Source organism: Roseomonas alba (genome assembly GCF_019430885.1).
Lineage (GTDB): Bacteria > Pseudomonadota > Alphaproteobacteria > Acetobacterales > Acetobacteraceae > Neoroseomonas > Neoroseomonas alba.
The window spans coordinates 759437-784808 of sequence record NZ_JAHYBZ010000002.1 but is presented as its reverse complement, the minus strand read 5'-3'; the positions used below and the strand labels follow the sequence as shown (position 1 = coordinate 784808).

Here is a 25372-nt window from a genome sequence, read left to right as displayed (position 1 = left end):
GGGCGAAGCGGCGGCGGGCAGCATCCGGGCCGGCTGCGACATGGAATCGGCCGGCGATCAGCCGCCGGAAGCGTTCCGGCCGGCCAGGCGCCGCTTGATGCGCAGCAGCAGGTTCAGCACGGGCCTTGGCAGGTTTTGCACGAGCCACTGGCGCAGGGAGCGCCCGGACGCGGGCAGCGCGCCGCGGGGTGCCGCCAGCTCCTCACGCAGGCGCGAGGCTTCGATCCGAGCCTCCAGCCAGGCCTTCTGGAACAGGTCGATTCGCCGCCTGTCCCATGCCTCCGACCGATAGATCGGCGAGGCATTCTGGATGGCGAAGACCTCGGGCTGCCCCTTGGCGAGATCGGAGGAGGCCCCACCCATGGCGAAGGACCCGATCACGGTGTCGATCTGCGCCAGGCGCAGGGCGGGGTCCGCCATCACCTTCAGCCACCAGTCGTAGTCGGCGTGCCGGCGCCAGCGCAGGTCGAAGGGGCCGGTCCGATCGAAGACCGCGCGCCGCGCCAGCGTCGCCTGATGCGGCAGGCAGCCGAGCACCATCTCCTCCTCCGCCTGGTCGGGCGGCGGGGGGACATGGACCATACGCCCCTGTGCGCTGCGGATCTCCAGCGCGCCATAGTAGACGTCGGCCTCCGGCTGCCGTGCAATTTCGGCCATGGCGTCGCGGAGAGCATCGCGACTCGCGAAAGTGTCATCGGCGTTCAGGAAAAAGACGAATTCGCCACGCGCGCGCGCGATGCCCTTGTTCATCGCATCGTAGAGACCGCGATCGGGTTCCGAGACGACAAGGGCCAATCGGGACGCATTCCGCGCAAGGATGGCGCCGGTCTCGTCGGTCGATGCTCCGTCGATGACAATGTGCTCGATGGGGGCGTAGGATTGCTCCATCACGCTGGTTATGCAGTTCTGCAACGTAGCTGCTGCATTCCGGCAGACCGTGATAACGGATATGAGCGGGCGGTCGGTGTCGGACCGCGAAGTGCCGGTACGCGTCACGGTACCGCAGGTGCCAGGGAAGGATTGCAGTTGCCGCGTCCCATCGGGCATCACCCCATTACGTCACTCGAAAGCCGGGTCCGTGCTTCTGCATTCTCGCCGACACGTGTCGTCTTATAACTCGATGCCCCGATAGGGAAGAATATTATTTCAGTATTTTTTCATTCATGCATTGCATGAATGAATATTCGACCCTTGCCCTCGTGTAAGCCGGAAGCTATGTCGCGCTCCCCCTGTAAGGTCCCGTAGAGCATGATGCCGATCAATTCTGGTGAAGTGACGGATTTCACCGGACCTGTCACGGGTGGTCTTCATGGTGCGGGCGGCGGGAACGGTGGCGTGGCGCCCGCGCTGTCGCTGCGTGCGGAAATTCCCATTGTGACTGCGGCGGAGGATGCCGCGGGCCTGCGGCGCGTCGTGGACCTTCAGGCGCGCGAGCTGCTGCGCCTGCGCCGGGCGCTGGGCGCCGCCCAGACCCTGGCCGAGGATCGTCTGGAGTCGATCCGCAAGGGCTATGAGGCGGCGGTGAGCGCACCGGCGCCGGCCGCCCCGCAGCCGGCGCAGCATGTCGTCGATGACCTTCGCCGCGCCGTCGATCGCTTGCGGGAGGAACTGAGGCTCGCTGCCGGAGCGTCCCGGTGGCGACGCCTGGGGCTCAGGCTTGGGGTTGCGAAGCGCCTGCCCTGGGAAGGCCAGGACCTCATAACCGAAGGCGCCGCGCGGTCCGCGGATGCCGAGGCCGGCGGCGAACGCAGCCGCCAGCTCGCGGCCCTGCACGACGAGTATGATCGCCTGGTGGGCTTCGCCGACGAACTGCGCCGGTCGCGCTGGCGGCGGTTCGGGCATCGTCTTGGCGTGGCCAGGCGCATGTCCTGGGATCAGGCGCCGGATGTCGCCGCGGCCCGCGCCCTGGCACTACCGCCCGGGCTGATGGAGATCGCGGCGCCGCCTGGTCCTGCGCCCGCCCACTCCGCGCCGCCGGCGGTCGCGCATGGCGCGTCGTCCTACGAAGGCTTCATCGAGTATACGAGCCGCCGCTTCCTCGACGAATGCCGCAACTTCGCCGTCGATGTGGTGCTCGATGTGGGGGCGAATGCGGGGCAATTCGCGACGGGCCTGCGGCGCAGCGGCTTCCACGGCCAGATCATGAGCTTCGAACCGCTGAGCAGCGCGCATGCGGCGTTGCGCCAGGCCGCTTCGGCCGACCCGCTCTGGACCGTGGCGGAACGCTGCGCGGTCGGGGCCGAAGCCGGCGTCGCGACCATCAATATCGCGGGCAATTCCGCCAGCTCCTCGCTGCTCCCCATGCTCGACCGCCATCGCGACGCCGCACCGCATTCCGCCTATGAAGGTGTCGAGACCTGCCCGATCGTGCCGCTCGATGCGATCATCGACGGCAGCTTCTCGGACCCGACCACGCAGTTCGGGCTCAAGATCGACACGCAGGGCTACGAGGCCCAGGTGCTTGCCGGCCTGTCGCGCTGGCGGCATGCGGTGAAAGTCATTCTCTGCGAGATGTCGCTGCAGCCGCTGTATGGCGGCGGTCCGGTGATGACGGACATGTGCCGTATCTTCTCGGAACTCGGCTATCGCTGCGTTGCGCTCGGCCCGGAATTCGAGGACCCGCGCACCGGCGAACTGCTGCAGGCCGACGGCGTCTTCGTGCGCCGCGACGCCTGACGACGGAGCAGACCGGACGTGCGGATCGCCCTGCAGAACTCGCTGCCCAACCACCCGGAGATCGCCGAGGCCGAATGGTCGAAGCGCTTCCTGATCGCCGCTGATCGCGTCGGCTTCGACGTCGTCGAGGTCGTCACCTCCGATGACATCCTGGCCTGCCGCCCCGACTGCGTCCTCGTGACGCATGAATACTCGCCCAAACTGACCGAATTCCCGACCATCGGGCTGAACTGGAGCCCGCCGGCCTTCTTCGCCGACGACCCGATCCGCCGGCGTGCGTTGCTCAGCCTCGACGGGCACCTCTGCGGCTCCGCTTCCGTGGCGGAGTGGATCGACGATTTCTGCGCGGGCCAGGGCAAGCGCGCCGTCATCCATGACCGGCTGATGCTGCCTTCGACGCATGATTGCGGGCCGGCCGGCGCCTATCCGGCGCAGCCTGCCGTCATGTATGCCGGCACGCATTGGGACGGGTCGCGGCACGGGGCGGTCTTCAGCGGCCTCGACGGCCGGGTGCCGCTGCATATCTATGGCCCGAGCGCCGCCTGGCACGATCGTGGGGAAAGCTATCGCGGCCTGCTGCCCTTTGACGGCACCTCGGTGATCGACGCGCTGCGGCAGGCCGGCATTGCCCTGTGCCTGCACAAGGCCATGCACCGGGATGCCGACACCCCCTCGATGCGGCTGTTCGAGGCCGCTGCCGCCGGTGCGCTGATCATCACCGACGATTTCGGTTTCCCGCGCCACTGGTTCCGCGACAGCGCGCTCTATGTGGATGCTTCCCTGCCGGCGCCGCTGCTGGTCGAGCAGATCGTCGCCCATGTGGACTGGGCGGCGCGGCACCGCGACGTGGCGACGCGGCTTGCGCGGCAATCGAACGCGATCTTCCGCGAGAGCTTCACCCTGGAAGGCATGCTGCGCCCGCTTCCCGACTTCGTCGACCGCGTGCGCGAGCGCCGGCTGATGGTCCCGGTCCGCAGGGCGGAGGCGCCGCAGGCCCCGACGGTCGAATACGTCATCCGGGTCGGGTCGCGCCCCACGGCGATGATCACCCGGGCACTCGAGAGCCTGGCGGCGCAGACCCATCCCTCGATCGCCATCACCATCGTGCAGTTCCATCCGGTCGAGGGGCTGGATGATCTGCTGGCGCAGTACAGCGACCGCTTCGCCTGGATCAACCGCGTGATCGTGCCCAATCTCGGCAACCGGGCGACCTGCTGGTGGGCCGGGCTGCATGCCGTGCGCGCGGACTACCTCGCCTTCCTCGACGACGACGACACCCTCTTCCCGAATCACGTGGCGCTGCTCCTCGAGGCGCTGGAGAGGCATCCCGAGTCCGGCTTTGCCTATTGCGGGCTCATCCGGATCGAGGAGGAGGAGGGGCATTATGTCGACGGGCCCCAGTTCAACGGGCCGCGGGGCGAGACGATCCCCGAGCAGCGCGAACTCTTCGCGATCGAGGAGGAGCGGTTCGTCGATTTCTCGCCGACGAGGAACGTCATCGGCCACAATGCCTGGATCTGCCGCCGTTCCGTGCTGGACGAGGATATGCTCCGCGACCCCGCGATCGACTGGGCGGAGGACGTGTTCTTCCTGACGCTCGCCGCGGGCCGGACGCCGTTCCGCTTCGTGCCCGGCGCCACGGCGACCTGGCACTGGCGGTCGACCTCCAAGGACAACTGGACTCTGTCGCATCCTTCCGGGAAGTTCCGTCACAACTATGCGCGGTGGCGGCGGCGCCTGCAGGCCACACGGATCCCGGCCTACAGCCGTATCGCGCCGCCGGCTCAGGAGATGCAGGTCGATGAGATGCATGCGCGCGACATCGGCTAGGCCATCCGCGACCAGACGGGGAGACGTATCGATCCGTGCCGACTGACACCGGTTCCGGCCTTGCCGGGATGAGCAACGGAGAGACGCCGATGGGCGCTCATGCCGGCGCGGTGCCCGCCGAGGGCTTGCCGATCCACTTCTTCACCATCGTGCTGAACGGCGAGCCGTTCATCCGGTATCACGAGGCCATGCTGGCGCAACTGCCGTTCCGCTGGCACTGGCATGTGGTGGAAGGCGTGGCTGCGTTGCGCCACGATACGGCTTGGTCCGTCGCCGCCGGCGGCCGAGTGCTCGATTCGGTCCATCGCGAAGGCCGCAGCAATGACGGCACCAGCGAATACCTCGACGACCTCGCGCGCCGCTTTCCCGGCCAGGTCACGATCTACCGCAAGCCGCCCGGCGAATTCTGGGACGGCAAGAAGGAGATGGTGAACGCGCCGCTGCCCAACATTGCCGAGGAATGCCTGCTCTGGCAGATCGACAATGACGAACTCTGGACCGTCGACCAGATCGTTGAGATGCGCCGGCTCTTTCTCGCCGAGCCCGAGCGCGGCGCCGCCTATTACTGGTGCTGGTACTTCGTCGGGCCGGACAAGGTCATCAGCACGCGGCGGAACTACGCGCAGAACCCCGCCTTCGAGTGGCTGCGCACTTGGCGCTTCCGACCCGGCGACCATTGGGCGGCGCATGAGCCGCCGACGCTGGTCCGCCCCGACCCCGCCGGCGGCGAAGCGGTCGACATCGCGCGTCAGTCGCCCTTCATGCATGACGAGACGGAGGCCCATGGCGCCGTCTTCCAGCACTTCGCCTATGTCACCGAGGCCCAGCTTGGCTTCAAGGAGACCTATTACGGCTATGCCGGCGCCACCGCGCGCTGGCGGGAACTGTTGGCGCACAAGGGCTCCGGCCTGCTCGCCGATTATTTCGGCTGGGTCTCCGACCGGACGATGTTCGACGATGCCGCGGTGTTCCGCGTGGAGCCGATGGCCCGCTGCGATGCCGCCGGCACTTGGCATTTCGACGCGCCGACCGGCGTGAAGGACCGCGGCCCGGTGCCGGCGCGGCCCCGCATCGTCGTCGATGGCGTCTATTGGCAGCACCTCGCCTCGGGGATCGGCCGGGTCTGGCAGTCCCTGCTCGAGGCCTGGGTAAAGGACGGCAGCGCGGAGCACATCATCCTGCTCGACCGTGCCGGCACGGCGCCGCGCATGCCGGGCATCCATTACCGGACGATCGCGGCCCATGACCTGGGGCGCTGCGGATCGGACAGCCTCTACCTGGAACGCATCTGCGAAGAGCTCGGCGCGGATCTCTTCGTCTCGACCTACTATTCGTCGCCGACGGCGACGCCCTCGCTTTTCTTCGGGCACGACATGATCCCCGAGGCGATGGGCATCGATCTCAGCGACGAGGCCTGGCAGGAGAAGGCCCGCGCCATCCGCCACGCCGCGGCGCATCTGATGGTCTCGCGCCATTCCGCCCGCGATCTCGCACGCTTCTGCCCGGGCGTGCGGGAGGAGGCGGTGACGGTCGCCCATAACGGCCTGAACCCCGTCTTCCATCCAGTCCCCGCTGATGAGGTCGCGGAGGCGCGTCAGCGCCTCGGCCTGCCGGCGCGCTATGCGCTGATGGTCGGCGACCGCAACGGCGCCGATGGCTACAAGAACGGTATTGCGGCTTTCCGCGCCGTCGAGGCTGCTGCGCGGCAGGGCCACGGCATGGCATTGCTGTGCGTCGGCGGCCTGGCGGATATCGAACCGGCCTTCCGCGCCGCGGCCCCGTCCGTGGACATCCGGCGCCTGTCTGCCGACGACGCGACGCTGCGCCTGCTCTATGCCGGGGCCGAGGCGCTGCTCTACCTCTCGCGCTACGAAGGCTTCGGCATGCCCGTGCTCGAAGCCATGGCCTGCGGCTGCCCGGTCGTCACCTGCGCCAATTCCTCCCTCATCGAGGTGGGTGGCGATGCGGTGCTGTATGTCGACCCGGACGACCCGGACGAAGCCGCCGCGGCGCTGATCCGGCTGGCCACACCAGCAGAACGCGAGGCATGCATTGCCGCCGGCCTGGCCCAGGCCGCACGGTTCACCATCGAGGACCAGGCGCGCATCGTCATGGACGCCTTCCGCCGTGCCGTGGCCGAAGTCGCCGCCGGTCATGCGCCGCGTCCGGGCAATGGCTGGGCGGAATTCCGCCGCTACCAGGCTGGCATCCAGGCCTGGCTGCAACGCCGACCGGATCTCGCTGCCGAGGCGCTGTCGCTGGCCGACCTCAAGGACACGGACCGGGCCGCGCCGGCCAGGGTTTCAGGCGAGTTGCTGCGCGCCCTCGCGGAGATCGAGTCCATGAAGAAGAGCCCCTTCTGGCGCCTGCGCGGCAAGGTGATCGATCTGCTGAAGGCGACTGGCCTGCGGCATCGGAGCTGAGGCGCCCGGCATGCGCCTTCTGCTCTGGTACTGGGGGCGGCGCGGCGCGGGCGGCCAGCTGACCCAGGCGCTGGCCCAGGCGCTGGCGCGGCGGGAGGATGTCGCGGTCGCGCTGTCGCTCTCCGCCCAGGCGGAGCTGCTGGAGCCGATCCGCGCGCTGGACCTGCCGGTGGATGCGGTGCCGACCTATGCCTCGGCGGCCGGCTTCGCGGCGGGGTTCCTGCGCGTCCCCGGCCTTGCCGCTCGGCTGCGGCGCCAGGCACTCGATTTCCGCGCCGACGCGGTGGTCTCGGTGATGACGCATCTGTGGACCCCGCTGATCGCGCCGGGGCTGAAGCGTGCCGGGTTGCGCTACGTGCCCATGGTCCATGACGCCGAACCGCATCCGGGCGATCCCGGGTTCCTGTGGGAGTGGCGGCTGACGCGGGAACTCGATGCCGCGGAATCGGCCATCGCCTTTTCCGATGCGGTCGCCGCGGGGATTCGTCGGCGGCGGCCGCATCTGGTCGTGCATCGCCTGCCGCTCGGCGCTTTGCTGTCCGATGCCGCGCCGGCCGTACCGCGCATGGCAGGGCAGGGGGTCCGTTTCGTCAATCTCGGCCGGTTGCGCGCCTATAAGGGCCTCGACCTGCTGCGTGACGCCTGGGCGCTGTTCCAGCCCCGCTTTCCCGGCGCCCGCCTGCTGGTGGCCGGCGAGGGCGACGCCGACGCCTTGGCACCCGGCCTGGCTCAACTGCCTGGGGTCGAGGTCCAGGCGCGCTGGCTCTCCGAGACCGAGATCGCGACCTTTATCCGGGACGCCGACGCCGTGGTGCTGCCCTATCGCGAGGCGAGCCAGAGCGGCGTCGCCCCGGTTGCGCACGGGCTCGGCGTGCCGGTGGTGGCGACGCCCGTGGGGGGGCTTTCCGAGCAGGTGCGCGATGGGGTGGACGGTCTGCTGGCCCGCGCCATGACGGCCGAAGCGCTGGCCGAGGCGATGGCCACGCTCTGCGACCCCGCACGCCGCGCGGTGCTGGCGGAAGGGGCGCGGGAGACGGGGCGGCGGCTGAACGACTGGGATGGGATGGCGGCGAGGCTGGTCACGATGCTGGCGCGGTAAGCTCTGCTTCCGCTGTGGACGTGGAGGGGCGCCGCCCCTCCAAACCACCCCGCCAAGTGCTTGGAGCACTTGGAACGCAATCTTCTGGAGCGGGGCGCGACGGCCTTGCTCCCTCTCCAGACGTGCTTCGTGCGCAGGAGCCGGTCTCGGCGAGATTCCGTCAGGTGCGCGCGGCGCCAGGTTTCGGCTTCCAAAGGCTCTGCGGCTTTTGATGGGGTGAGGTCTGGAGAGGGGCAATGCCCCTCTCGAGCTCCACGCCTGCCATCATCGTCGCGACGATGGCCCGAGAAGCCTCCACTGCCGTGCCGGCAGGCTCAGACTTCCTCGTCGTTGCCCCAGTCGCCGCCGTCATCCTGGCTGCCACTGGCGTCCTGATCCGGCGTCGCGTCCCAGCCATTGTCCACGGGGGTTGCGTCTGCCTGTTGGCCCCAGCCGGGATCGACCGGCGCCTTCTCGCCGCCCCAACCGCCCGCGGCGGCGCCGGGATCGGTCCAGGGAGAAGCCACCGGCGACGCATCGGCCCCGCCTGTGGCGAAGGGGCTGGTCGCCGCCTGGGCCGCGCCGCCATGCCCACCGAAGGCGTTCATCAGCATGTTGCCCAGCAGCATGCCGCCGGCGACGCCCGCCGCGGCCGAGGCCGCCGTGCCGAGGAAGCCCATCCCGCCGCCGCGCCCCTGTGGGGCGAGCGCCTGCGGATTGTAGCCCGCCGGGTATTGCGGCTGGGGCGGGGGCGGCATCGGGGGCGGCATCGGCGCGTTCGACCGGCCGCCGAACAGCCCACCGAGCATGCCGCCGCCACCGGCCTGCGCTGCGGCCGCCTGGCCCTGGCGGCGGGCGTTCTCGACTTCCCATTCCAGCCGCTGGATGCGGTTGTTCGCCTCGACCAGCGCCGCTTCCTGCACGAAGGCGGTCTGGGTGATGCGGTAGCGCGCCTCCGGGTAGCGCGCGAAGAGGTCGGCGATCAGCCGGTCCGCCTCGGGGTCCACCGGCGGCAGGGTCGGCACCTGCGGGGCCGGTGCGGCGCCCCAGGGGCCGCTCGGCGCCTGCGGCACGGGGGCCGCTCCGCTGATCCGTTCCACGAAGGCGGAAATGATCCGCCGTTCCTCGTCCGTCATCGTCTATCCCTCTCCCGGCATGCGGCGGGGGCTGCCCTGACATGGGGCGTGCTCTCCCGCCCGCGCGGCGACGTGGCCCGGCGCCACGCCCTTTTCAAGTCGAAACCGAAGCCTGTTACCGAGAGGTAGCAATCCGGTCAGGAAGCCCGAGCCGCCGCCACTCGATGGCCGGGCAGCGGTCCATGACGACGGCCAGGCCCGCCGCGCGGGCACGCCCGGCCGCGGCCTCGTCGACCACGCCAAGCTGCATCCAGACCGTCTTCGCCCCGAGCGCGATCGCCTCGTCCACCACGGCGCCGGCGTCTTCCGAGCGGCGGAAGATATCGACCATGTCGAGCGGCGCGGCATCCTTCAGCGCCGCGACCGACGCCACGCCCTGCACCGGCCGCCCGGCGAGCGTCGGGTTCACCGGCACGGCGTCGTAGCCGCGGTCGCGCAGGAAGCCGAAGACGCCGAAACTTGGCCGGCCGGGGCGGTCGGAGGCACCGACCACGGCGATGCGCCGCGTGCGCAGCAGCAGGTCGCGAATCTCGTCATCGGTCATCGCGGGGCTCCCGGCGCGTCGAGGTACTTCTGCATGAACATGAGATCGAGCCAGCGTCCGAACTTGCGACCAACCTCGCGCAGCACGGCGCCGCGTTCGAAGCCGAGCCGTTCATGCATGCGGATCGAGCCTTCATTCGCCGCGTCGACGCCCGCGATCATGATGTGTTTGCCGAGCGCGCGCGCGGGATCGAACAGCGCGCTGACCAGCGCCGTGCCGAGGCCCTTGCCGCGCATGTCGACGCGGATGTGGACGGAGTGTTCGACCGTGTGGCGATACCCGGGATAGGCGCGGAAATCGCCGAAGGTCGCGAGGCCGAGGACGCCCGTGCCGTCATACGCGACCAGCACCGGATAGCCCGCGGCGCGGCGCGCGGCGAACCAGGCGCCACGGTCCTCGATGCTGTAGGGGTCTTCGACATAGAGCGCCGTCGAGGTTGCGATCACCTCGTTGTAGATGGCGGTGATGGCCGGCAGGTCATCCTCGGTGGCGGGGCGGATGGTCATCAGAATTCCTCGAGTAGCCGGCCGCAGCCTGCGACCTTGTCCATGATCCCGTTGGCGCGCAGCGCGTGCCAGTAGGTGGCGGCGTTGATGGCGATGACGGGCTTGCCGAGCCAGAGTTCGGCCATCGCGGCGAGCTTCACCATCGAGAGGTTGGTGCCGACCTGCACGATGGCATCGACATCGTCACCATCGAGCTGCTTCAGCGCCGCGACGCATTGCTGCGGCGTGACCTGCGCAATGCCGGTCCAGGACCGGCATTGCAGCGCGATGTCGCGCACCACCGTGAAGCCCATGTCGCCGAAATAGCGTGCGACCTCGCTGTTCATGACCGGCCAGTACGGCGACAGCACCGCGAGCCGCTTCACGGCGCCATAAGCGTTCAGCGCCGCCGTGCAGGCATGGCTGCCGACGGTGACGCCGATGCCCGAGACCTCCTGCACCTGCGCGATGAAGCGGTCGGCGCCCTTCGCACCATCGAAGAAGGTCACGGCCGACATGCCCATCACCAGATGGTCGGGGTGGCAGGTCATCACCGACCGCACCGCGTCGAGCACATTGCCGCCGATCACCGCGATGCCGGCGCGGAAGCTGTCATTCGAGATGGCGTCCGCGTCGGGCGTGTAGATGCGCGAATAGTGGTTCGTCACGCCGGCCGGCCGCATCACGTCGAAATCCGGCTGCACGACGGTGTTGGTGGACGGCCCCATCACGCCGAACAGCGTGCGCCAGCCCAGGATGTCGCGACCCATTGCCGTCTCCCGCAGGATATCCGTCGCGCAGCCTGCCACAGGCGTCGTGGCGCGCCAGTCGGGGCCGCGTCAGATCGTGCCGGCGAAGGCCCGGCGCAGGCCCAGTCCGACCGGGATCATTCCGGGAATCACCTCGCGCGTGAAGAGGCGCAGCGTTGCCAGGAATTCACCCAGACCGGGCGGGGCCGCCGGCGCGGGGCCGAGCACGGCGATGAGGCCGGGGGCCTCGGCCTTCGCCGCCGCGACCGCCGCGTCCCGGCCCGCGCGCAGCGTCCCGGCATCCGGCAGCAGCGCCGGCAACGCCGCGAGCAGATCCGGCCACAGGGTCAGATGCAGGTAGAGGCTCGGGATCACTGTGGCGTCCGACAGGGCATGGCGCGCCGCGAGGTCCTGCACGGTGGCCGTCGCCGCCGGCGACAGCGTGCCGATGCAGGGCAGGGGAGGTGGCTCGGGCAGTGGTGCACCGATCGGTGCCGGTGCCGCGGGTGCGCCCGGCCCCATGCCTTCCGTGCGCAGCCGCACCGCCGTCAGCAGGGCGAGGTTGGTGATGTTGCCGCGATTGTACGTCTCGACAAGCGCCACCGCTTCAGGGGGTGCGGCCGATCGGGCGATGGCGGGGAGCGCCACGGCATCCGCGATGCGGTCCCGCGCGCCGGCCGCCGCGCCGGAGTCGAGCGCTGGCCGCGCCTGGAGCCAGAGCCAGTCGAGCACCCCCGGCAGCGCGGCCGCGTGGCGCCAGATGAGGTTCACCTGCGGCACGCCGCTCGCGGCGCGCAGGGCGGCATAGGTGGCGGCGACCTCGGCGGAGGCTTCCACCTCGCGGATCTCGGCGAGACTCATGGGCGCAGTGCAGCGCGATCGGGCGCCAGGGGCAAGGGAGCCGACCGCCGTCCCCCTGCGGCGCCCTGCATCCCGCGCACCCTTCATCATGACGCCGATCGTTTACATCCGGCGCCGGGGGATGGCTCCCAAAGGCCTTGTGGCCTTTCGCGGGCGGGGGTTCGGGGAGGGCAGAGCTCTTCCCCGAACCGACCTTCGCGCATCCTCTCCCCGGTCCTCGGCGCCGCTCCGGTTCCGCAATGGCCGACCACTGCGACCCTGCTTGATGCGGCGGCCGGCGGGCGCATCTATGCACCGCATGAATCTCCCCTTCTTCGATCGGGCGCCGCGCGTGGCGCTGCTTCGCCTCGCCGGCGTCATCGCCGCGCGGCCCGACCCGCTCTCCGGTGGGCTGTCCGTGGCGGGTATCGGTCCGCTGCTCGACCGCGCCTTCGCCATCAAGCGGCTGGCGGCGGTGATGCTGGTGATCAATTCGCCGGGTGGGTCGCCGGTGCAGTCCTCGCTGATCGCGCAGCGCATCCGGCGCCTGGCCGAGGAGAAGAAGGTCCCGACCATCGCGGTGGTCGAGGATGCGGCGGCGTCCGGCGGTTACTGGATCGCCTGCGCGGCGGATGAGATCATCGCTGATCCGGCCTCGATCCTGGGGTCGATCGGGGTGATCAGTTCCGGATTCGGGCTGCAGCAGGCGATGGCGCGCGTTGGCGTGGAACGGCGGCTGCACACGGCGGGGACGGAGAAGTCCTTCCTCGATCCGTTCGGGCCGGAACGGGATGCGGATGTGGCGCGGCTGGAAGACCTGCTCGGCAAGCTGCATGACGAATTCAAGGCCTGGGTCCGGGCCCGGCGCGGCGCGGCGCTGACCGCGCCGGAGGACACGCTGTTCACCGGCCGCTTCTGGACGGGGCGGGAGGCCGTGGCGCTCGGGCTGGCGGATGGCCTCGGCGATGCGGAAGCCGAGGCGAAGCGCCGCTTCGGGGAGAAGACCCGCATCATCCGTATCGGCCCGCGCCGGCGGCCCTTCCCCTGGCGCCTGATTCCCGGCGCACGGGAGGGTGTCGATGCTGTCGCCGCCGCGATCGAAGACCGCGCGGCCTGGGCGCGGCTCGGCCTATAGGCTGGCGACGCCCGGCCCCAGCGTCTCGAACAGTCGCGCCAGCAGGCGGGTGCGCGGGACGAGGCAGCGGAGTTCGACGTATTCCTCGCGCGTATGCGGCCCGCCGCCGATGACGCCGAGGCCGTCCAGCGTCGGCACGCCGAGCGCGCCGGTGAAATTGCCATCGGACCCGCCACCCGCGACGCGTTCGCCGGCGGATGGCAGCCCGGTCTCGGCGGCCAGCATCGCCGCGTGGTCGTAGAGCGCCTGGATCGCCGGCGTCTTGCCGAAGGGCGGGCGGCCGAGGCCTTCCGTCACCGTCGTCGTCACATCCGGGTCGTGGCGTTCCAGCGCGTGCACGGCGTCGCGCAGTTCGGCCTGCTCCGTCGCGGTCGGCACCAGCGCGTAGCAGATGGCGCGGCACTCGGCGGGGACCATGTTCTCATGCGTGCCCCCCTGCACGATGCCGATGTTGACGAAGAAGTTCCGCGGATGGTCGGTCAGGGCTTCCAGCGCCAGGATGTGATGCGCCATCTCGCGCACCGCGGACCGGCCCTCGGCGTGGTAGGCGCCGGCATGCGCGGGGCGGCCCTCGGTGCGCAGGTGCCAGCGCGCGATGCCGTGCCGCGCGACGGTGAACTTGCCGCCCTCGCCGGACGGTTCGACCACCAGCACGGCGCGGTGCTTCAGCGCCTCCGCCTCGATGGCGGCGCGGGAGGACGGGCTGCCGACTTCCTCATCCGGGATCATCATGACGCTGACGGGCAGGCGAGGACGCTTCCCGGTCGCATGCAGGTGCTGCAGGGCGGCGACCGCCATCGCATTGCCGCCCTTCATGTCGTAGATGCCGGGGCCATAGGCGCGGTCGCCCGCGACGCGATACCCGAAGGTCCCGCGCTGATGCACGGTGTCCATGTGGCCGAGCAACAGCAGGCCGGGGCCGTTCACCTCGCCCGGCACGCGGCCGATCAGAATGTCCCCATAACCGTCGCGGCCGGGTGTGCGGTCGATCGTCGCGCCGATGCCGCGCAGCAGCGCCTCGGCATGGTCGGCGACACGGTTCACGCCTGCCGCGTCATTGGTGGGGCTTTCGATCTCGACCCAGGCGCGGACGGCGTCCAGCAGGCCATCCGTGGTCAGTTCGCGCATCTCAGATGGTTCCGTCCGCTGCCTTGGCGGGCAGGCGGCTGAAGAACCAGGCGCGCGCCGCGATCGGCAGCATGCCGAGGAGACGCGCCCCGGCATAGGTCGGCCACGGATAGGCGACCCGCGTGCGCCCGCGGGCGATGCCGTCCAACGTGCGCCGCGCCGCTTCCTCCGCGTCCATCAGGAAGGGCATGGAGAAGGCGTTGCGCGCCGTCATCGGCGTGCGGACATAGCCGGGGCAGATGGCGTGCAGGCGGATACCGCGCTGGCGCTCGCTGGCATCCAGCGCCTCGGCCCAGCGCTGCACCGTGGCCTTGCTGGCGCAATAGGCCGGCGCGCCGGGCGCGGCGACGAAGGCGGCGAGGGATGCGATCACCGCCACACGCCCGCGCAGCCCGTCCGGCCCCGGCGCCTGGGCCGCCATGGACTCGATGGCGGGCAGGGCGGTGTTCAGCACGCCGGTGATGTTGGTCTCGAAGATGCGGCGGGTCTGTTCGGCGGGCTCCGTGGCACCGCCCGTGCCGGCCGACACGCCCGCATTGGCGATGACGAGGTCGAGCCGCCCGGCCCCTGCGATCCAGGCCGCCATGGCGGCGGCGTCACGCACATCGGCCACCACGGGCCGCACCTCGGCCCCGCGGGCGCGGCAGGCGGCGGCTGCATCGTCCAGCCGGGCGGCATCGCGGCCCGACAGGTGCAGCACGGCGCCGGGCCGCGCGCAGGCCTCCGCCAGCGCTCGCCCCAGCCCCGAGGACGCCCCGGTGATCAGCACATGCGCCCAGCCCGCTTGCATCCTGCGTCCTCCGGAGGGAGAAGCGGCGCCATGGCCGCACACCCTCTTTCCTCGATGACCGGCTTCGCCCGCGAAGGCGGCACACTGCCGGATGGCACCTCCTTCCTGTGGGAACTGCGCAGCGTCAATGGCCGGGGGCTCGATGTGCGCCTGCGCCTGCCCAACGGCTTCGACGCGCTGGAAGGCCCGCTGAAGGAAGCGACGGGCAAGGTGCTGAAGCGCGGCAATGTCTCCGCCACGCTGGCGATCAAGCGGGAGGAACGGTCTGCCCCGCGCCTAACGCCCGACCCGGCCGCGCTGGACCAGGCGCTGAAGATCGCCCTCGATCTCGCCGCGCGCATCCCCGGCGGACCGGCGCCGCGCGCCGAGGCGCTGCTGACCCTGCCCGGCGTGCTGCGCGCCGAATCGGCCGAACCCGATGAGGGCGAGGAGGAAGCGAAGCGCGCCGCCATCGCCGCCTGCTACGCCAGGGCGCTGGAGGGCCTGGATGCCTCCCGCCGGGCCGAGGGGGCGAAGCTGGCCGAGATCCTGGGCGTGCTGCTGGATGAGGTCGCCGCGCTGCGCGACCTGGCGCAGACCGAGGCCGCCGACCAGCCCGCGCTGCATCTGGCCCGGCTGCGCGAAAGCCTCGCCGCGCTGCTGGAAGGCGAGCGCCGCGTTTCCGAGGAACGGCTCGCGCAGGAAGTCGCGATGCTCGCGACCAAGTCGGATGTGCGCGAGGAACTGGACCGCCTGTCCGCTCATATCGCGGAGGCGCGCCGCCTGCTGACATCGGGCGAGGCGATCGGCCGCAAGCTCGACTTCCTCACGCAGGAGTTCGTGCGCGAGGCCAATACGCTGTGCAGCAAGTCCTCCTCCATCCCGCTGACGCGCATCGGCCTCGAACTCAAGGCGGCGATCGAGCGGCTGAAGGAACAGTCGGCGAATGTCGAATGACGCACCGGCCGCCCGGTCCCGCGCGATGCGGGACCGGCAGCGCCGGCCGGATCAGGCTTCCGGCAGGCGGTGCGGCAGGGTCCGGTCGGCGTCGACGAGGATGCCGGCCGTGAGCTGCGCGGCGACAAGGGTGACGACAGCGATGAGGAAGATCGTGATCGGCATTGGGAACACTCCTGTGCAGGGTTCCTCCCTAAGCTGCTCAGGAACATGGGTTGTTGCGGTGCACAAGGCAAGTGCTGCACCGCACAACGCCATGCGCCCCCGTGCTGGTGCTGCCCAGTGACGGCGATGGAGCCGATCGCCCGTCGGGGCCTCTGCCTGGTGCTGGCCGCGGCCCCCGGGGCGGGCAAGACCTCCGTATCCCGCGCGCTGCTGGAAACCGAGCCGGAGCTGTCCCTGTCCATCAGCGCCACCACCCGCGCTCCGCGCCCGGCCGAACGGGAAGGCGTCCACTACTTCTTCAAGACCGACGCCGAATTCGATGCCATGGCCGAGCGCGGCGAGTTCCTGGAACACGCCCGCTTCCTCGGCCGCGCCTATGGCACGCCGCGCGGGCCGGTCGAGGCGGCGCTCGCATCCGGCCGTGACGTGCTGTTCGACATCGAATGGCAGGGCCATCGCCAGATGAAGGCGATGCTGCCGGAGGATGTCGTCGGCATCTTCCTGCTGCCGCCTTCGCTGCCGGATCTGGAAGCGCGGCTGCGCGGCCGCGGCCAGGACAGCGAGATCGAGATCGCCCGCCGCATGGCCGCGGCGCGGGAAGAGATCACCCATTGGGACGAGTTCGACCACATCGTGGTCAATCGAGACTTCGCGGCGACGGTGGCGCAGGTGAGGTCCATCCTGCACGCCGCGCGCAGCGAGCGCCGCCGCCAGCCCGGCATGGCCGGCTTCATCGCGCAGCTCCTCGCCGGCTGACCCCTTGTCCGTCATCCTCGAGATCGTCGCGCCCGTCTTCATCATCGTGGGGCTCGGCTATCTCGCGGCGGTGCGGGGCTTCATCGACCAGGCAGGGTTTCGCGGGCTCAACGACTTCACCTTCAACCTCGCCGCGCCGGCGCTGCTGTTTGTGGGCGGCACCTCGGGGCATGCGGGCGGCGGGCCGGCGGCGGTCGCCTTCTTCGGCGCGGCGCTGATCGTCTATGCGGTGGCGCTGTGGCTCGGGGCCAGGCGGATGCGCATGCCGCTTGGCGAGGCCGGGCTGTTCGCGCTGAACTGCACCTTCGGCAACACCGTGATGATGGGCATTCCGCTGATCGCGGCGGCCTTCGGCCAGGCGGGGCTGCCCATCCTGATCACCATCATCGCGCTGCATTCCATGGTGCTGCTGACGCTCGCCACCGTCGTCGCGGAATTCGGGCTGCACCGCCACGCGCCCTGGCGGCGCATCGTGGTCGCGACCTTCAGCGGCATCCTGCGCAATCCCGTGGTGGCGACGGTCTTCGTCGCGCTGGGCTGGAGTCTGCTCGGCCTGCCTGTTCCCGGCGTCGCGCGCCGCACCATGGAAATGCTGGGGGCCGCGACGCCGCCGGTGGCGTTGTTCTGCCTGGGCGGGTCACTCGCCGCCTTCAACGCCGGGCAGTCCTTCGGGGAGGTCGCCTGGGCGACGGTGCTGAAGCTCGCGGCCCTGCCGATCCTGGTCTGGGGCGGCTGCCTGCTGATGGCGCTGTCGCCGCTGGAAACCGGCGTGGCGGTGATGACGGCGGCCCTGCCGACCGGGGCCAATGCCTTTCTGCTGGCGCGACGCTACGCCACTGGCGCGGACCGGTCGGGGGCGACGGTGCTGGTGTCCACGGTGATCTCCGTCTTCACCCTGGCCGCGGTGTTGGGCTGGCTGCGTCTGGGCTGATCCCATCCCGGTCCCAGACCGGCGGGTCGCCGAAGGCCCGGCGCAGATGCGCCACCAGGGCACGCAGCTTCGCCGAGCTGCGGCCGCGTTCGGCATGGGCGAGGACGACGTATTCCGGCTCCGGTTCCGCGCCGAGATGGATCGGCATCAGCGCCCCGGTCCGCAGCGCGGCCCCGGCGATGAAGGAGGGCAGCAGCGCGATCCCGAGCCCCGCCACCGCCGCATCGCGCATGATATCCCCGTTGTTGACGCTGAGGGCGACACGCGCGCGCACCAGCACGGGGCCGTCGGCCCCGATCAGCCGCCAATCCGCCACGCCGCGATGGGCGTAGAAGATGCCGCCATGGCCCTCCAGCTCGGCGATGCTGCGCGGCGTGCCGCACCGCGCGAGATAGTCCGGCGAGGCCACCAGGCAGCGCCGGCTCGTCGCCAGGCGCAGGGCGACCAGGCGGCTGTCCTCGACTGGCCCGTGGCGGATCGCCGCGTCGTAGCCCTCCGCCGCGATGTCCACGCGCCGGTCGTCGAGTTCCAGCGCCAGCGCGATGCCGGGATGCGCGGCGAGAAAGGGATACAGCGCCGGCCCCAGATGCATCCGCCCGAAGGTGACGGGCGCTGACAGCCGCAGCGGCCCCGTCAGGCTGCCGCGCCGTTCGGCGAGCTCAGCCGCCGCCTCCTCGACATCCCGCACGATGCGCGCGGCGCGTTCGAGGAAGGCGACGCCGTCCTCGGTTAGCGACAGCTTGCGCGCCGAACGGTGCAGCAGCACCGCACCCAGGCCGCGTTCGAGCTCGCTCAGCCGTTCGCTCACCACGGATTTGGCCAGGCGCTGGCGGCGGGCAGCCTCGCTGATCGACCCGGCCTCGGCCACCTGCACAAAGGTCGCGAGGGCATCGAGCTTCAGCATCGTTCGGTTTTTCCGAATATCGGTTTCGGGTTTTGTAGTCTGCTCCGAACGATACGAAGCCGCCATTGTCTTGGCTACAGGGCGTCCGGCATGGGCGCCGCAGGAGACATGACAGTGCTTCGTTCCCTCATCGGCGCGACATTCGCGCTGGCCTTCGCGCTGCCAGCAGCAGCGGAGGTTTCCCCCTATCCCGCCGGCTTCCGCACGCAGGAGGTCCAGGTGGACGGCGCCACCCTCCATGTCCGCATCGGCGGGCAGGGACCGGCGGTGCTGATGATCCACGGCTATGGCGAGACCGGCGACATGTGGGCGCCGCTCGCCGCGGCGCTCGCCGCCGACCATACGGTCATCGCGCCCGACCTGCGCGGCATGGGCCTCTCCTCCAAGCCCGAGGGTGGCTACGACAAGCGTACCCAGGGCGTGGACATGGCCCGGCTGCTCGATGCGCTGGGCGTCCAACGCGTTGACCTCGTCACCCACGACATCGGCAACATGGTCGGCTACGCCTTCGCCGCGCAGTACCCCGAGCGTGTGACGCGCTTCGTCCTGATGGACGCGCCCATCCCCGGCGTTGGCCCCTGGGACGAGATCCTGAAGAGCCCGCTGCTCTGGCATTTCCGCTTCGGCGGGCCCGACATGGAGCGTCTGGTGGCGGGGCGGGAGCGCATCTACCTCGACCGTTTCTGGAACGAGTTCTCGGCCGATCCGGCGCGTTTCGACGAGGCGTCGCGCGCGCATTACGCCCGGCTCTACGCGCTGCCCGGGGCGATGCATGCGGGCTTCGCGCAGTTCCTCGCCTTCGACCAGGATGTGGTGGACAACCGCGCCTTCCTGGCCCGTGGGCCGCTGACCATGCCGGTGCTGGCGATCGGCGGGGCGGCCTCGCTGGGTCCCGTGATGGAAGCGGTCGCCCGCGGCGCCGCGACGAACGTCGAGGCGGTCATCATCCCGGCCTCCGGCCACTGGCTGATGGAGGAACAGCCGGAGGCGACGGTGTCGGCGATCCGCGCTTTCCTCACCCGCCACTGACGAGCCGTGCGCGGTCGCCCGGCTCACGGCGCGTCTCCAGGGCCTTCTTCTCGCGCGCACCTTCACCCGGTCAGGCGATTCCGCCTGATCGGGATCTGCCCTACAGGAACCGCCCATGCTGACACTGTTCCTCGCTCCGGGGGCCAGTTCCATGGCCCCGCATATCGCGCTGCACGAGATCGGGGTGGAATTCGCCATCCGCCCGCTCTCCTTCGCGCGGAAGGAGAACCGCGACCCGGCCTACCTGGCCATCAATCCGGAAGGGAAGGTGCCGACCCTGCTGGTGGATGGGCGGCCGCTCACCGAGGTCGCGGGCATCCTGTTCTATCTCGCTCGGCGGTTTCCCGAGGCGGGGTTGCTGCCGGCAGGCGATGACGAGGCCGAGGCGCGCATCGTATCCTGGATGTCCTTCCTGGCTTCGACGGTGCACCCCGCGCGCCGGCAAGGGATCGACCATGCCCGGCGGATCTGGGCCCTGGCCGAGGCGCGGCTCGACGGCAGGGCCTGGGCCGAGGGTACGATGATGAGCATCGCCGACATCCACCTGTTCCGGCTGTTCTGGCGGTTCCGTGGCTCGGCCGCGCTCGCCGCGGGGGAATTCCCGGGATTGCAGGACCACCACGATCGGATGATGGCGCGGCCCGCCGTGCAGCGGACTTGCGAGGTCGAGGCGGGGATCGGCTACGAACTGCCGGCGTGAAGGGGCGGGGAGGGCTTTGCAACGTCCGGGGGCCCTGCGCCAGTGGCGGAGAAGCCTTCGTGGTTGGCCGGATGCTTCTGCTGTCGGCGTTGGAGGGGCTCTGCCCCTCCAAGCCATCCCGCCGGGGGCCTGGAGCACCCGGACCGCAGGCTGTTGGTGTTGGCCGTGCTGCTTCCCTCGAAGCGCCTTGCGGGCCCAAGAGCGGACCTCGGCACGCACTCTGCCCGCGGCGCACGGCGCCAGGTGAAGGTTTGCAAAGGCCCTTCGGCCCTTGCTGGGGTGGTTTGGAGGGGCAAAGCCTCTCCAATGGCGACACCATATATATCGGGATATATCGGGGTCATCAGAAGGCCTTTCGGCCCTTGGCGCGGTGGATCCGGGAAGGACGCGTCCCGTTCCGTTACACGCTGCGCGCCAGAAGCTCCCGGGCCAGCCTGTCGAACTCGGCAACCGTCAGCGTTTCCGCGCGGCGCGATCCTTCGATCCCCGCCGCAGCAAGCAGTCCTTCGGCATCGCCCAGCGATTTCAGCGCCCCGCGCAGCATCTTCCGACGCTGGCCGAAGGCGGCCGCAGTCATGCGTTCCATGGCGCGGAACAGGGCGTCGCCTGGGTCCTCGGCACGGGGCGTGAAGCCTACCACGGCCGACCAGACCTTGGGCGGCGGGCTGAAGGCGCCGGGCGGCAGGCGCATCAGCAGGTCGCAGCGGCAGCGCCACTGCGACAGCACGGCCAGCCGACCATAGGCAGGAGTGTCCGGCGCGGCGGTGATGCGCTCGGCGACCTCCTGCTGGAACATCAGGGTCATGCCCTCGATGGCGGCGGCCTGGCGCAGCCAACCCACCAGCAAGGGCGATCCGACATTGTAGGGCAGGTTGGCGATGATCCGCCGCGGGGCAGGGGCCAGCGTCGTGACATCGATCTTGAGCGCGTCGCCCTCGATGATCGTCAGTCGGCCAGGATGCGCCGCGGCCAGTTCCGCGAGAAGCGCGACCGCCCGGCGATCGAGCTCCACGGCCACGACCTGCGCCGCCGGGCTCGCCAGCAGGGCGCGGGTCAGCCCGCCGGGGCCGGGTCCGATCTCGATCACATGCCGATCCGTCAGATCCCCCGCCAGCGCCGCGATGCGCCCGCAGACCGAGGGATCGAGCAGGAAATGCTGGCCGAGCGACTTGCGCGCATCGAGGCCATGGCGCGCGATGGCCTCGCGCAGGGTGAGGTCGCTCATGGCTGACGACGCTGCGTCGCCCGCCCCCGATGGTGGACCCCCGTCAGGATCAGGACCGAAACCCATTCCCGAGCCCAAGGCGCGCCACGATGGCGCCTGACGACATTCGTGCCCGGTACCAGATCGAGGTTTCCAAAGGCCTTTCGGCCGTTGGTGGGGTGAGGTCCGGAGCGGGGCAAAGCCCCTCTCTGGTTGCCGGACATCACCCCCGCCGCGCCCCCTGCCGCGGATTCGCCGGCGGCTGTGCCGGGGTGGTCGCCGCGGGCGTGGCCGTCCGGATGTCGATCTGGGCCCGGCGCTGCAGGTCGCGCAGCATCTGGCGCGAGATCAATTCCACGCGCTCCCGGATGAGGCGATCGCGCGCCTGCTCCGCCGTCACCTCGGCGAGGTTCTTGGTTTCCCGGGCGCAGACCACCAGCACCATGACGCCATCGGGTGCGATGATCGGCTGGGACGGCCGCCCGAGCGGCAGGTTGGAGAGCAGTTCGCGCAGCTCCGGCGGGTTCACGTTGTCGAGCCGCACCTGGCCCGGGTCGTTCACCCGCGCGCCGTCGCGGGCGGCGCCGTCCAACGCGTCGCAGGACCGCGCCGTTTCCGAAAGTTGCTGCGCGCGTTCCACCTGGCGCATCTGCTGCGCGGTAGGGGCGACCGGGTTGACCTGGCCCTCGAAGGGATAGACCGCCTGGCGCACGGTCAGCAGCGTCGCGATATCGCGCCCGGCGGTACGCTTCTGCCGCATCATCGCGATGACATAGCCGCCCGGCACGCGGATGGGGTTCGAGATCGCGCCTTCGGGCATCTGCCGCACGATCGCCGCCACTTCCGGGTCGAGCCGCTCGGCCTGAACCCAGCCGAGGTCGCCGCCGAGCATCGCGGTCTGCGACTGGCTGAACTGGGTCGCGACCATGGTGAAGGGCGCGCCCTGCCGCAGGCGGGCGATGATGTCCGCGGTGAAGCGCTGCACCTCGGCGTCCTGGCTGGGATTGGAGACCGGGAGGAAGATCTCGGAGACCAGGTATTCCGGCTGGCCGGTGCGTGCCTGATAGGCGGCGAGGTATTCGTCCACCGCCGCCTGGGGGATGTTCGCCTGGTCGCCGAGCAGCGCGCGCAGCAGCCGGTTCCAGCCGACCTGGGCCCGGATCTGGTCGTACAGCACGCGCGGGTCGATGTTCCCGCGGCGGAGATTCTCGCGCAGGCCGCCGGTGGGCAGGCCGTTGCGCTGCTCGATGTCGCCGACCGCGTTGGCGATGTCCTGGTCGGTCACCGGGATGCGGCGGCGGGCGACTTCCTGGGTGCGCAGGCGCTCGTCGATCAGCAGGCGCAGGATCTGGTCGTTGGCGCGCCCCGCTGTCTCGCCGGTGATGCCGGCGGACAGGGCGAGCAGACGTCGGCGGCTGTCCACCTCGTTCTGCGTGATGACGTCGCCATTGACGACCGCGGCGATGCGGTTGACCGACTGGGCGGCGGCCGTGCCGGCGAAGGCCAGCAGCGTAGCCATCACCGCGGCGGCGATCGTGGGCAGGCGCCCGAGAAGGGTGTGCGTCGTCGCGACTGTCATGACAGCGCCTTCATAGTGGCTGGGGCCGACAGGAGCGAGTCCGTGGTCGGTTGAGCTTTGTGACAAACTAAATCGCCCGGAAACCGACATCGCCGATCGTCTTCAGCCCGATGCGGAACAGCAGCACCGTATTGGCAGGATAGAGGCTGTTGGTTCCCGGATCCTCGGCGAAGCTTTTCAGGAAGCGGGCTTCGAGCAGGAAGCACTCATCCTCGTAGCCGGCCGAGGCGGTGATCACCACGGGGCGATTCAATTCGATATCGTACCTGGCCAGGGCGCCGAAGCGCCAATGGCCGATCTGCTGGTTGACGCCGACGACCACCTCGTTGCGCGGCTGCACGGGCGTCAGGTAGGGCATGGCCGGCGTGTAGAGATAGCCGGCGGTCACCGAGGTGCGGGTCTCGAAGGATGCGGTGGTCGACAGGTCCATGAACTGCACCGACCCGTCTTCCTGGGCGAAGCGCCCGCGGCCGAGGAATTCCAGCCAGCTCACCGGCATCAGCCGGGCCCGCGCGACGTAGTCCGAGGCCCGGTTGGTCAGGCCGCTGCCCTCGTAGAAGGGCCCGCCATCGTTCTGGATGCGGTAGGACGCGCCGGCGAGGCCTTCCAGCATGCCGCCATTGGGGAAGTACCAGGCCCCGCGCAGCGCATAGTCGAAGCGCGTGCCGCCTTCCTGCCGGTCCCGCCCGTAGAAGCGGTTCAGGCTGAACAGGTTGGCATCGGTGAACTCGAAGTCGATCGAATCCTCGTTCGGCACCGAGGACTGGTTGCCGGTCAGTGGCCCGCCGACGAACTGGACGCGGGGTTCGATCACCTGCTGGCCGTATTCCCCGGCCGAACGGACGAAGGGCATCCGCCAGTCGAGCGCGGCGCGGATGTTCGCGGTGCCGATGCCGCCATTGTTCGCCGAGGTCGAGTAGTTCGGCGCCAGCGCCAGGTCCGTGTAGTTGTAGGCTTGCAGATCCGACTGCATGCGAGCGGTCCACACCCCGCCGGCACCGTCGGTATAGGGCACGGCATAGTGCAGCCGTGTCGCGACGCGCTGGGTGCTCGTGCCCTCCTCGCGGAAGACGGCGAAGTTCCAGGTGTCGATGGTGAAGATCCCGCCGAGGCTGTCCGGCTGGGACCGCCAGTCGCCGTAGATGTTCGGCAGGACGTAGGGGATCTGGCTGTTGTTGTCGGTCGATCGCAGGCCCTGGAAGGCTCGCCCGTCGATCCGGGCATAGGCGTCTGTGCCCCAGAAGCCTTCCGTATAAGCGACCTGGTTCAGCAGGCGCCGGGCGCCGTAGCGGTAGATGCGGAGGTAGTCCTCGCTGCTCGCCCAGTTGTAGTCGAAGCCGGCGCGCCAGTTCTCGTCGATGGCGAAGCGGCCGCGGGAGAAGACGTGCCCGGCCGGGCCCTCCGGCGTGTTCTGCTCCCCATTGAGGTAGCCCACCGACCCTTCGGCCGAGATCTCGCCGAAGTTGAAGCGCCGGCGGTATTCCAGGCCGAGATTGGGCGCCGCGCTGGTCGCGATCTGCGGCCTCAGCACCAGATCCTGGTGTTCGTCGATTGCCCAGTAATAGGGCGTCTCGACGAAGCCACCGAGGTAGTTGGTGATGCCGAAGGTCGGGCTGAGGAAGCCTGATTGCCGTGGCGCCGACCCCGCGGGATGCTGCAGGTAGGGTGTCCAGAACAACGGCACGCCGCCGAACTCAACCACCGCATCGCGATAGCGCGCCTGCCGCGACACCTGGTCGAGGGTCGCGGTACGCGCGCGGAGCTGCCAGACCGGCGGGGCGAGGGGATCGGTCTGGCACGGATCGCAGGCCGAATAGACGACGCGGGAGAGGTCGAAGAAATTGCCGTCGGTGCGCCGCGCGCCGGCTGCTGCGACGCGCCCGTTCTGCGCCAGCAGGCCGCGCAGGCCCTCGAGGACGCCATCCTTGAACTGATTGCGCAGCTCGACGCTCTCGGCAAAGACCACCTGGCCGTCGGCCTCGATGAGCTGGACATTGCCGCGGGCGGTGGCGACGCCGGTGTTGCGGTCATAGGTGAATTCGTCGGCGCGCAGGACGCGGTTGCCCTGCCAGGCCTCGACATGGCCGCGGGCGACGACCAGGGCGCGATTCTGATCGTATTCGACCTCCTCGGCCGTGAAGGTCACGGGCTGGTCCTGGGTGGGCGGTGCGCCGGGTGCCGCGGGTGCCGCGGCGGGCGCCGCCGCGCCGGCGGGGGGCTGGCCCGGCAGGACCGGGGCGACGCTTCGCGGCGTCTCGATCGGCAGCGTCGGGCTGGCCTGGGCCAGCGCCTGTCCCGCCGAGGCCAGCGAGAACAGCGTGCCCAGCCCGGCTAGCGTCTTCGGCATCCCGGCC

General features: G+C 70.2%; 22 protein-coding genes. 10 read left to right on the top strand and 12 right to left on the bottom strand.

Features of this window, described 5'->3' with window-relative positions:
* Positions 1-57 precede the first annotated feature (57 nt).
* A complete protein-coding gene (locus KPL78_RS08165) occupies positions 58-1047 on the bottom strand; it encodes a glycosyltransferase family 2 protein (RefSeq protein WP_255568719.1) in 990 nt (329 codons plus the stop codon).
* A 201-nt stretch (positions 1048-1248) separates the two neighbouring features.
* Between KPL78_RS08165 and KPL78_RS08160 the strand changes: the two genes are divergently transcribed.
* The 4 genes from KPL78_RS08160 (at position 1249) to KPL78_RS08145 (ending at position 8028) form a co-directional block, all read left to right on the top strand.
* A complete protein-coding gene (locus KPL78_RS08160) occupies positions 1249-2676 on the top strand; it encodes an FkbM family methyltransferase (RefSeq protein ID WP_219762397.1) in 1428 nt (475 codons plus the stop codon).
* Between the two features lie 18 nt (positions 2677-2694).
* Complete coding sequence (locus KPL78_RS30770; protein ID WP_219762396.1) at positions 2695-4506, top strand: glycosyltransferase; 1812 nt, start codon at positions 2695-2697, stop codon at positions 4504-4506.
* Positions 4507-4595: 89 nt separating this feature from the next.
* A complete protein-coding gene (locus tag KPL78_RS08150) occupies positions 4596-6929 on the top strand; it encodes a glycosyltransferase family 4 protein (protein ID WP_219762395.1) in 2334 nt (777 codons plus the stop codon).
* Between the two features lie 10 nt (positions 6930-6939).
* Positions 6940-8028, top strand: a complete 1089-nt coding sequence (locus tag KPL78_RS08145) for a glycosyltransferase family 4 protein (RefSeq protein ID WP_219762394.1) — start codon at positions 6940-6942, stop codon at positions 8026-8028.
* Positions 8029-8342: 314 nt separating this feature from the next.
* Here the strand turns inward: KPL78_RS08145 and KPL78_RS08140 are convergent, their stop codons facing one another.
* From KPL78_RS08140 to KPL78_RS08120, 5 genes are all read right to left on the bottom strand, one after another.
* Positions 8343-9143 carry a DUF2076 domain-containing protein gene (locus tag KPL78_RS08140; protein WP_219762393.1) on the bottom strand — a complete coding sequence of 267 codons (801 nt, stop codon included), beginning with the start codon at positions 9141-9143 and terminating at the stop codon, positions 8343-8345.
* A 115-nt stretch (positions 9144-9258) separates the two neighbouring features.
* Entirely contained in the window at positions 9259-9687 is a 429-nt protein-coding gene (locus tag KPL78_RS08135) for a CoA-binding protein (protein WP_219762392.1), read from the bottom strand.
* A complete protein-coding gene (locus KPL78_RS08130) occupies positions 9684-10193 on the bottom strand; it encodes a GNAT family N-acetyltransferase (protein ID WP_255568718.1) in 510 nt (169 codons plus the stop codon). The genes KPL78_RS08135 and KPL78_RS08130 overlap by 4 nt, the downstream gene beginning before the upstream one ends.
* A complete protein-coding gene (locus KPL78_RS08125; protein WP_219762391.1) occupies positions 10193-10942 on the bottom strand; it encodes a maleate cis-trans isomerase family protein in 750 nt (249 codons plus the stop codon). Before KPL78_RS08125 ends, KPL78_RS08130 begins: the two co-directional genes overlap by 1 nt.
* 69 nt (positions 10943-11011) lie before the next feature.
* A complete protein-coding gene (locus tag KPL78_RS08120) occupies positions 11012-11782 on the bottom strand; it encodes a hypothetical protein (RefSeq protein ID WP_219762390.1) in 771 nt (256 codons plus the stop codon).
* A gap of 298 nt (positions 11783-12080) precedes the next feature.
* Between KPL78_RS08120 and KPL78_RS08115 the strand changes: the two genes are divergently transcribed.
* Entirely contained in the window at positions 12081-12896 is an 816-nt protein-coding gene (locus tag KPL78_RS08115) for a S49 family peptidase (RefSeq protein WP_219762389.1), read from the top strand.
* Here KPL78_RS08115 and KPL78_RS08110 read toward each other — a convergent pair.
* Together KPL78_RS08110 and KPL78_RS08105 are read right to left on the bottom strand one after the other, a co-directional pair.
* The gene (locus tag KPL78_RS08110; RefSeq protein WP_219762388.1) at positions 12891-14024 is read right to left on the bottom strand and encodes a M20 family metallopeptidase; all 1134 of its coding nucleotides are present in this window, start codon (positions 14022-14024) and stop codon (positions 12891-12893) included. The two genes, KPL78_RS08115 and KPL78_RS08110, sit on opposite strands and share 6 nt — an antisense overlap.
* 1 nt (position 14025) lies before the next feature.
* Positions 14026-14814, bottom strand: coding sequence for an SDR family NAD(P)-dependent oxidoreductase (locus KPL78_RS08105; protein ID WP_219762387.1), 789 nt, complete (start codon positions 14812-14814; stop codon positions 14026-14028).
* A gap of 30 nt (positions 14815-14844) precedes the next feature.
* On the opposite strand from KPL78_RS08105, the gene KPL78_RS08100 reads away from it, so the two are divergent.
* From KPL78_RS08100 to KPL78_RS08090, 3 genes are all read left to right on the top strand, one after another.
* A complete protein-coding gene (locus KPL78_RS08100; protein WP_255568717.1) occupies positions 14845-15750 on the top strand; it encodes a YicC/YloC family endoribonuclease in 906 nt (301 codons plus the stop codon).
* 291 nt (positions 15751-16041) lie between these two features.
* A complete protein-coding gene (gene gmk, locus KPL78_RS08095; RefSeq protein WP_219762386.1) occupies positions 16042-16671 on the top strand; it encodes a guanylate kinase in 630 nt (209 codons plus the stop codon).
* 4 nt (positions 16672-16675) lie between these two features.
* A complete protein-coding gene (locus tag KPL78_RS08090) occupies positions 16676-17602 on the top strand; it encodes an AEC family transporter (protein WP_219762385.1) in 927 nt (308 codons plus the stop codon).
* On the opposite strand, the gene KPL78_RS08085 is transcribed toward KPL78_RS08090, so the two are convergent.
* The gene (locus KPL78_RS08085; protein ID WP_219762384.1) at positions 17562-18506 is read right to left on the bottom strand and encodes a LysR family transcriptional regulator; all 945 of its coding nucleotides are present in this window, start codon (positions 18504-18506) and stop codon (positions 17562-17564) included. The two genes, KPL78_RS08090 and KPL78_RS08085, sit on opposite strands and share 41 nt — an antisense overlap.
* A gap of 114 nt (positions 18507-18620) precedes the next feature.
* Here KPL78_RS08085 and KPL78_RS08080 point away from each other — a divergent pair, with 114 nt between their 5' ends.
* Together KPL78_RS08080 and KPL78_RS08075 are read left to right on the top strand one after the other, a co-directional pair.
* The gene (locus tag KPL78_RS08080; protein ID WP_219762383.1) at positions 18621-19535 is read left to right on the top strand and encodes an alpha/beta fold hydrolase; all 915 of its coding nucleotides are present in this window, start codon (positions 18621-18623) and stop codon (positions 19533-19535) included.
* 115 nt (positions 19536-19650) lie between these two features.
* Entirely contained in the window at positions 19651-20235 is a 585-nt protein-coding gene (locus KPL78_RS08075) for a glutathione S-transferase family protein (RefSeq protein WP_219762382.1), read from the top strand.
* Positions 20236-20635: 400 nt separating this feature from the next.
* On the opposite strand, the gene rsmA is transcribed toward KPL78_RS08075, so the two are convergent.
* The 3 genes from rsmA to KPL78_RS08060 form a co-directional block, all read right to left on the bottom strand.
* On the bottom strand, positions 20636-21460 hold the full coding sequence (gene rsmA, locus KPL78_RS08070; RefSeq protein ID WP_219762381.1) for a 16S rRNA (adenine(1518)-N(6)/adenine(1519)-N(6))-dimethyltransferase RsmA: 825 nt from the start codon (positions 21458-21460) through the stop codon (positions 20636-20638).
* 202 nt (positions 21461-21662) lie between these two features.
* Positions 21663-23018, bottom strand: a complete 1356-nt coding sequence (locus tag KPL78_RS08065; protein ID WP_219762380.1) for a peptidylprolyl isomerase — start codon at positions 23016-23018, stop codon at positions 21663-21665.
* A 67-nt stretch (positions 23019-23085) separates the two neighbouring features.
* On the bottom strand, positions 23086-25365 hold the full coding sequence (locus KPL78_RS08060; RefSeq protein ID WP_219762379.1) for an LPS-assembly protein LptD: 2280 nt from the start codon (positions 25363-25365) through the stop codon (positions 23086-23088).
* Between the last annotated feature and the right edge of the window lie 7 nt (positions 25366-25372).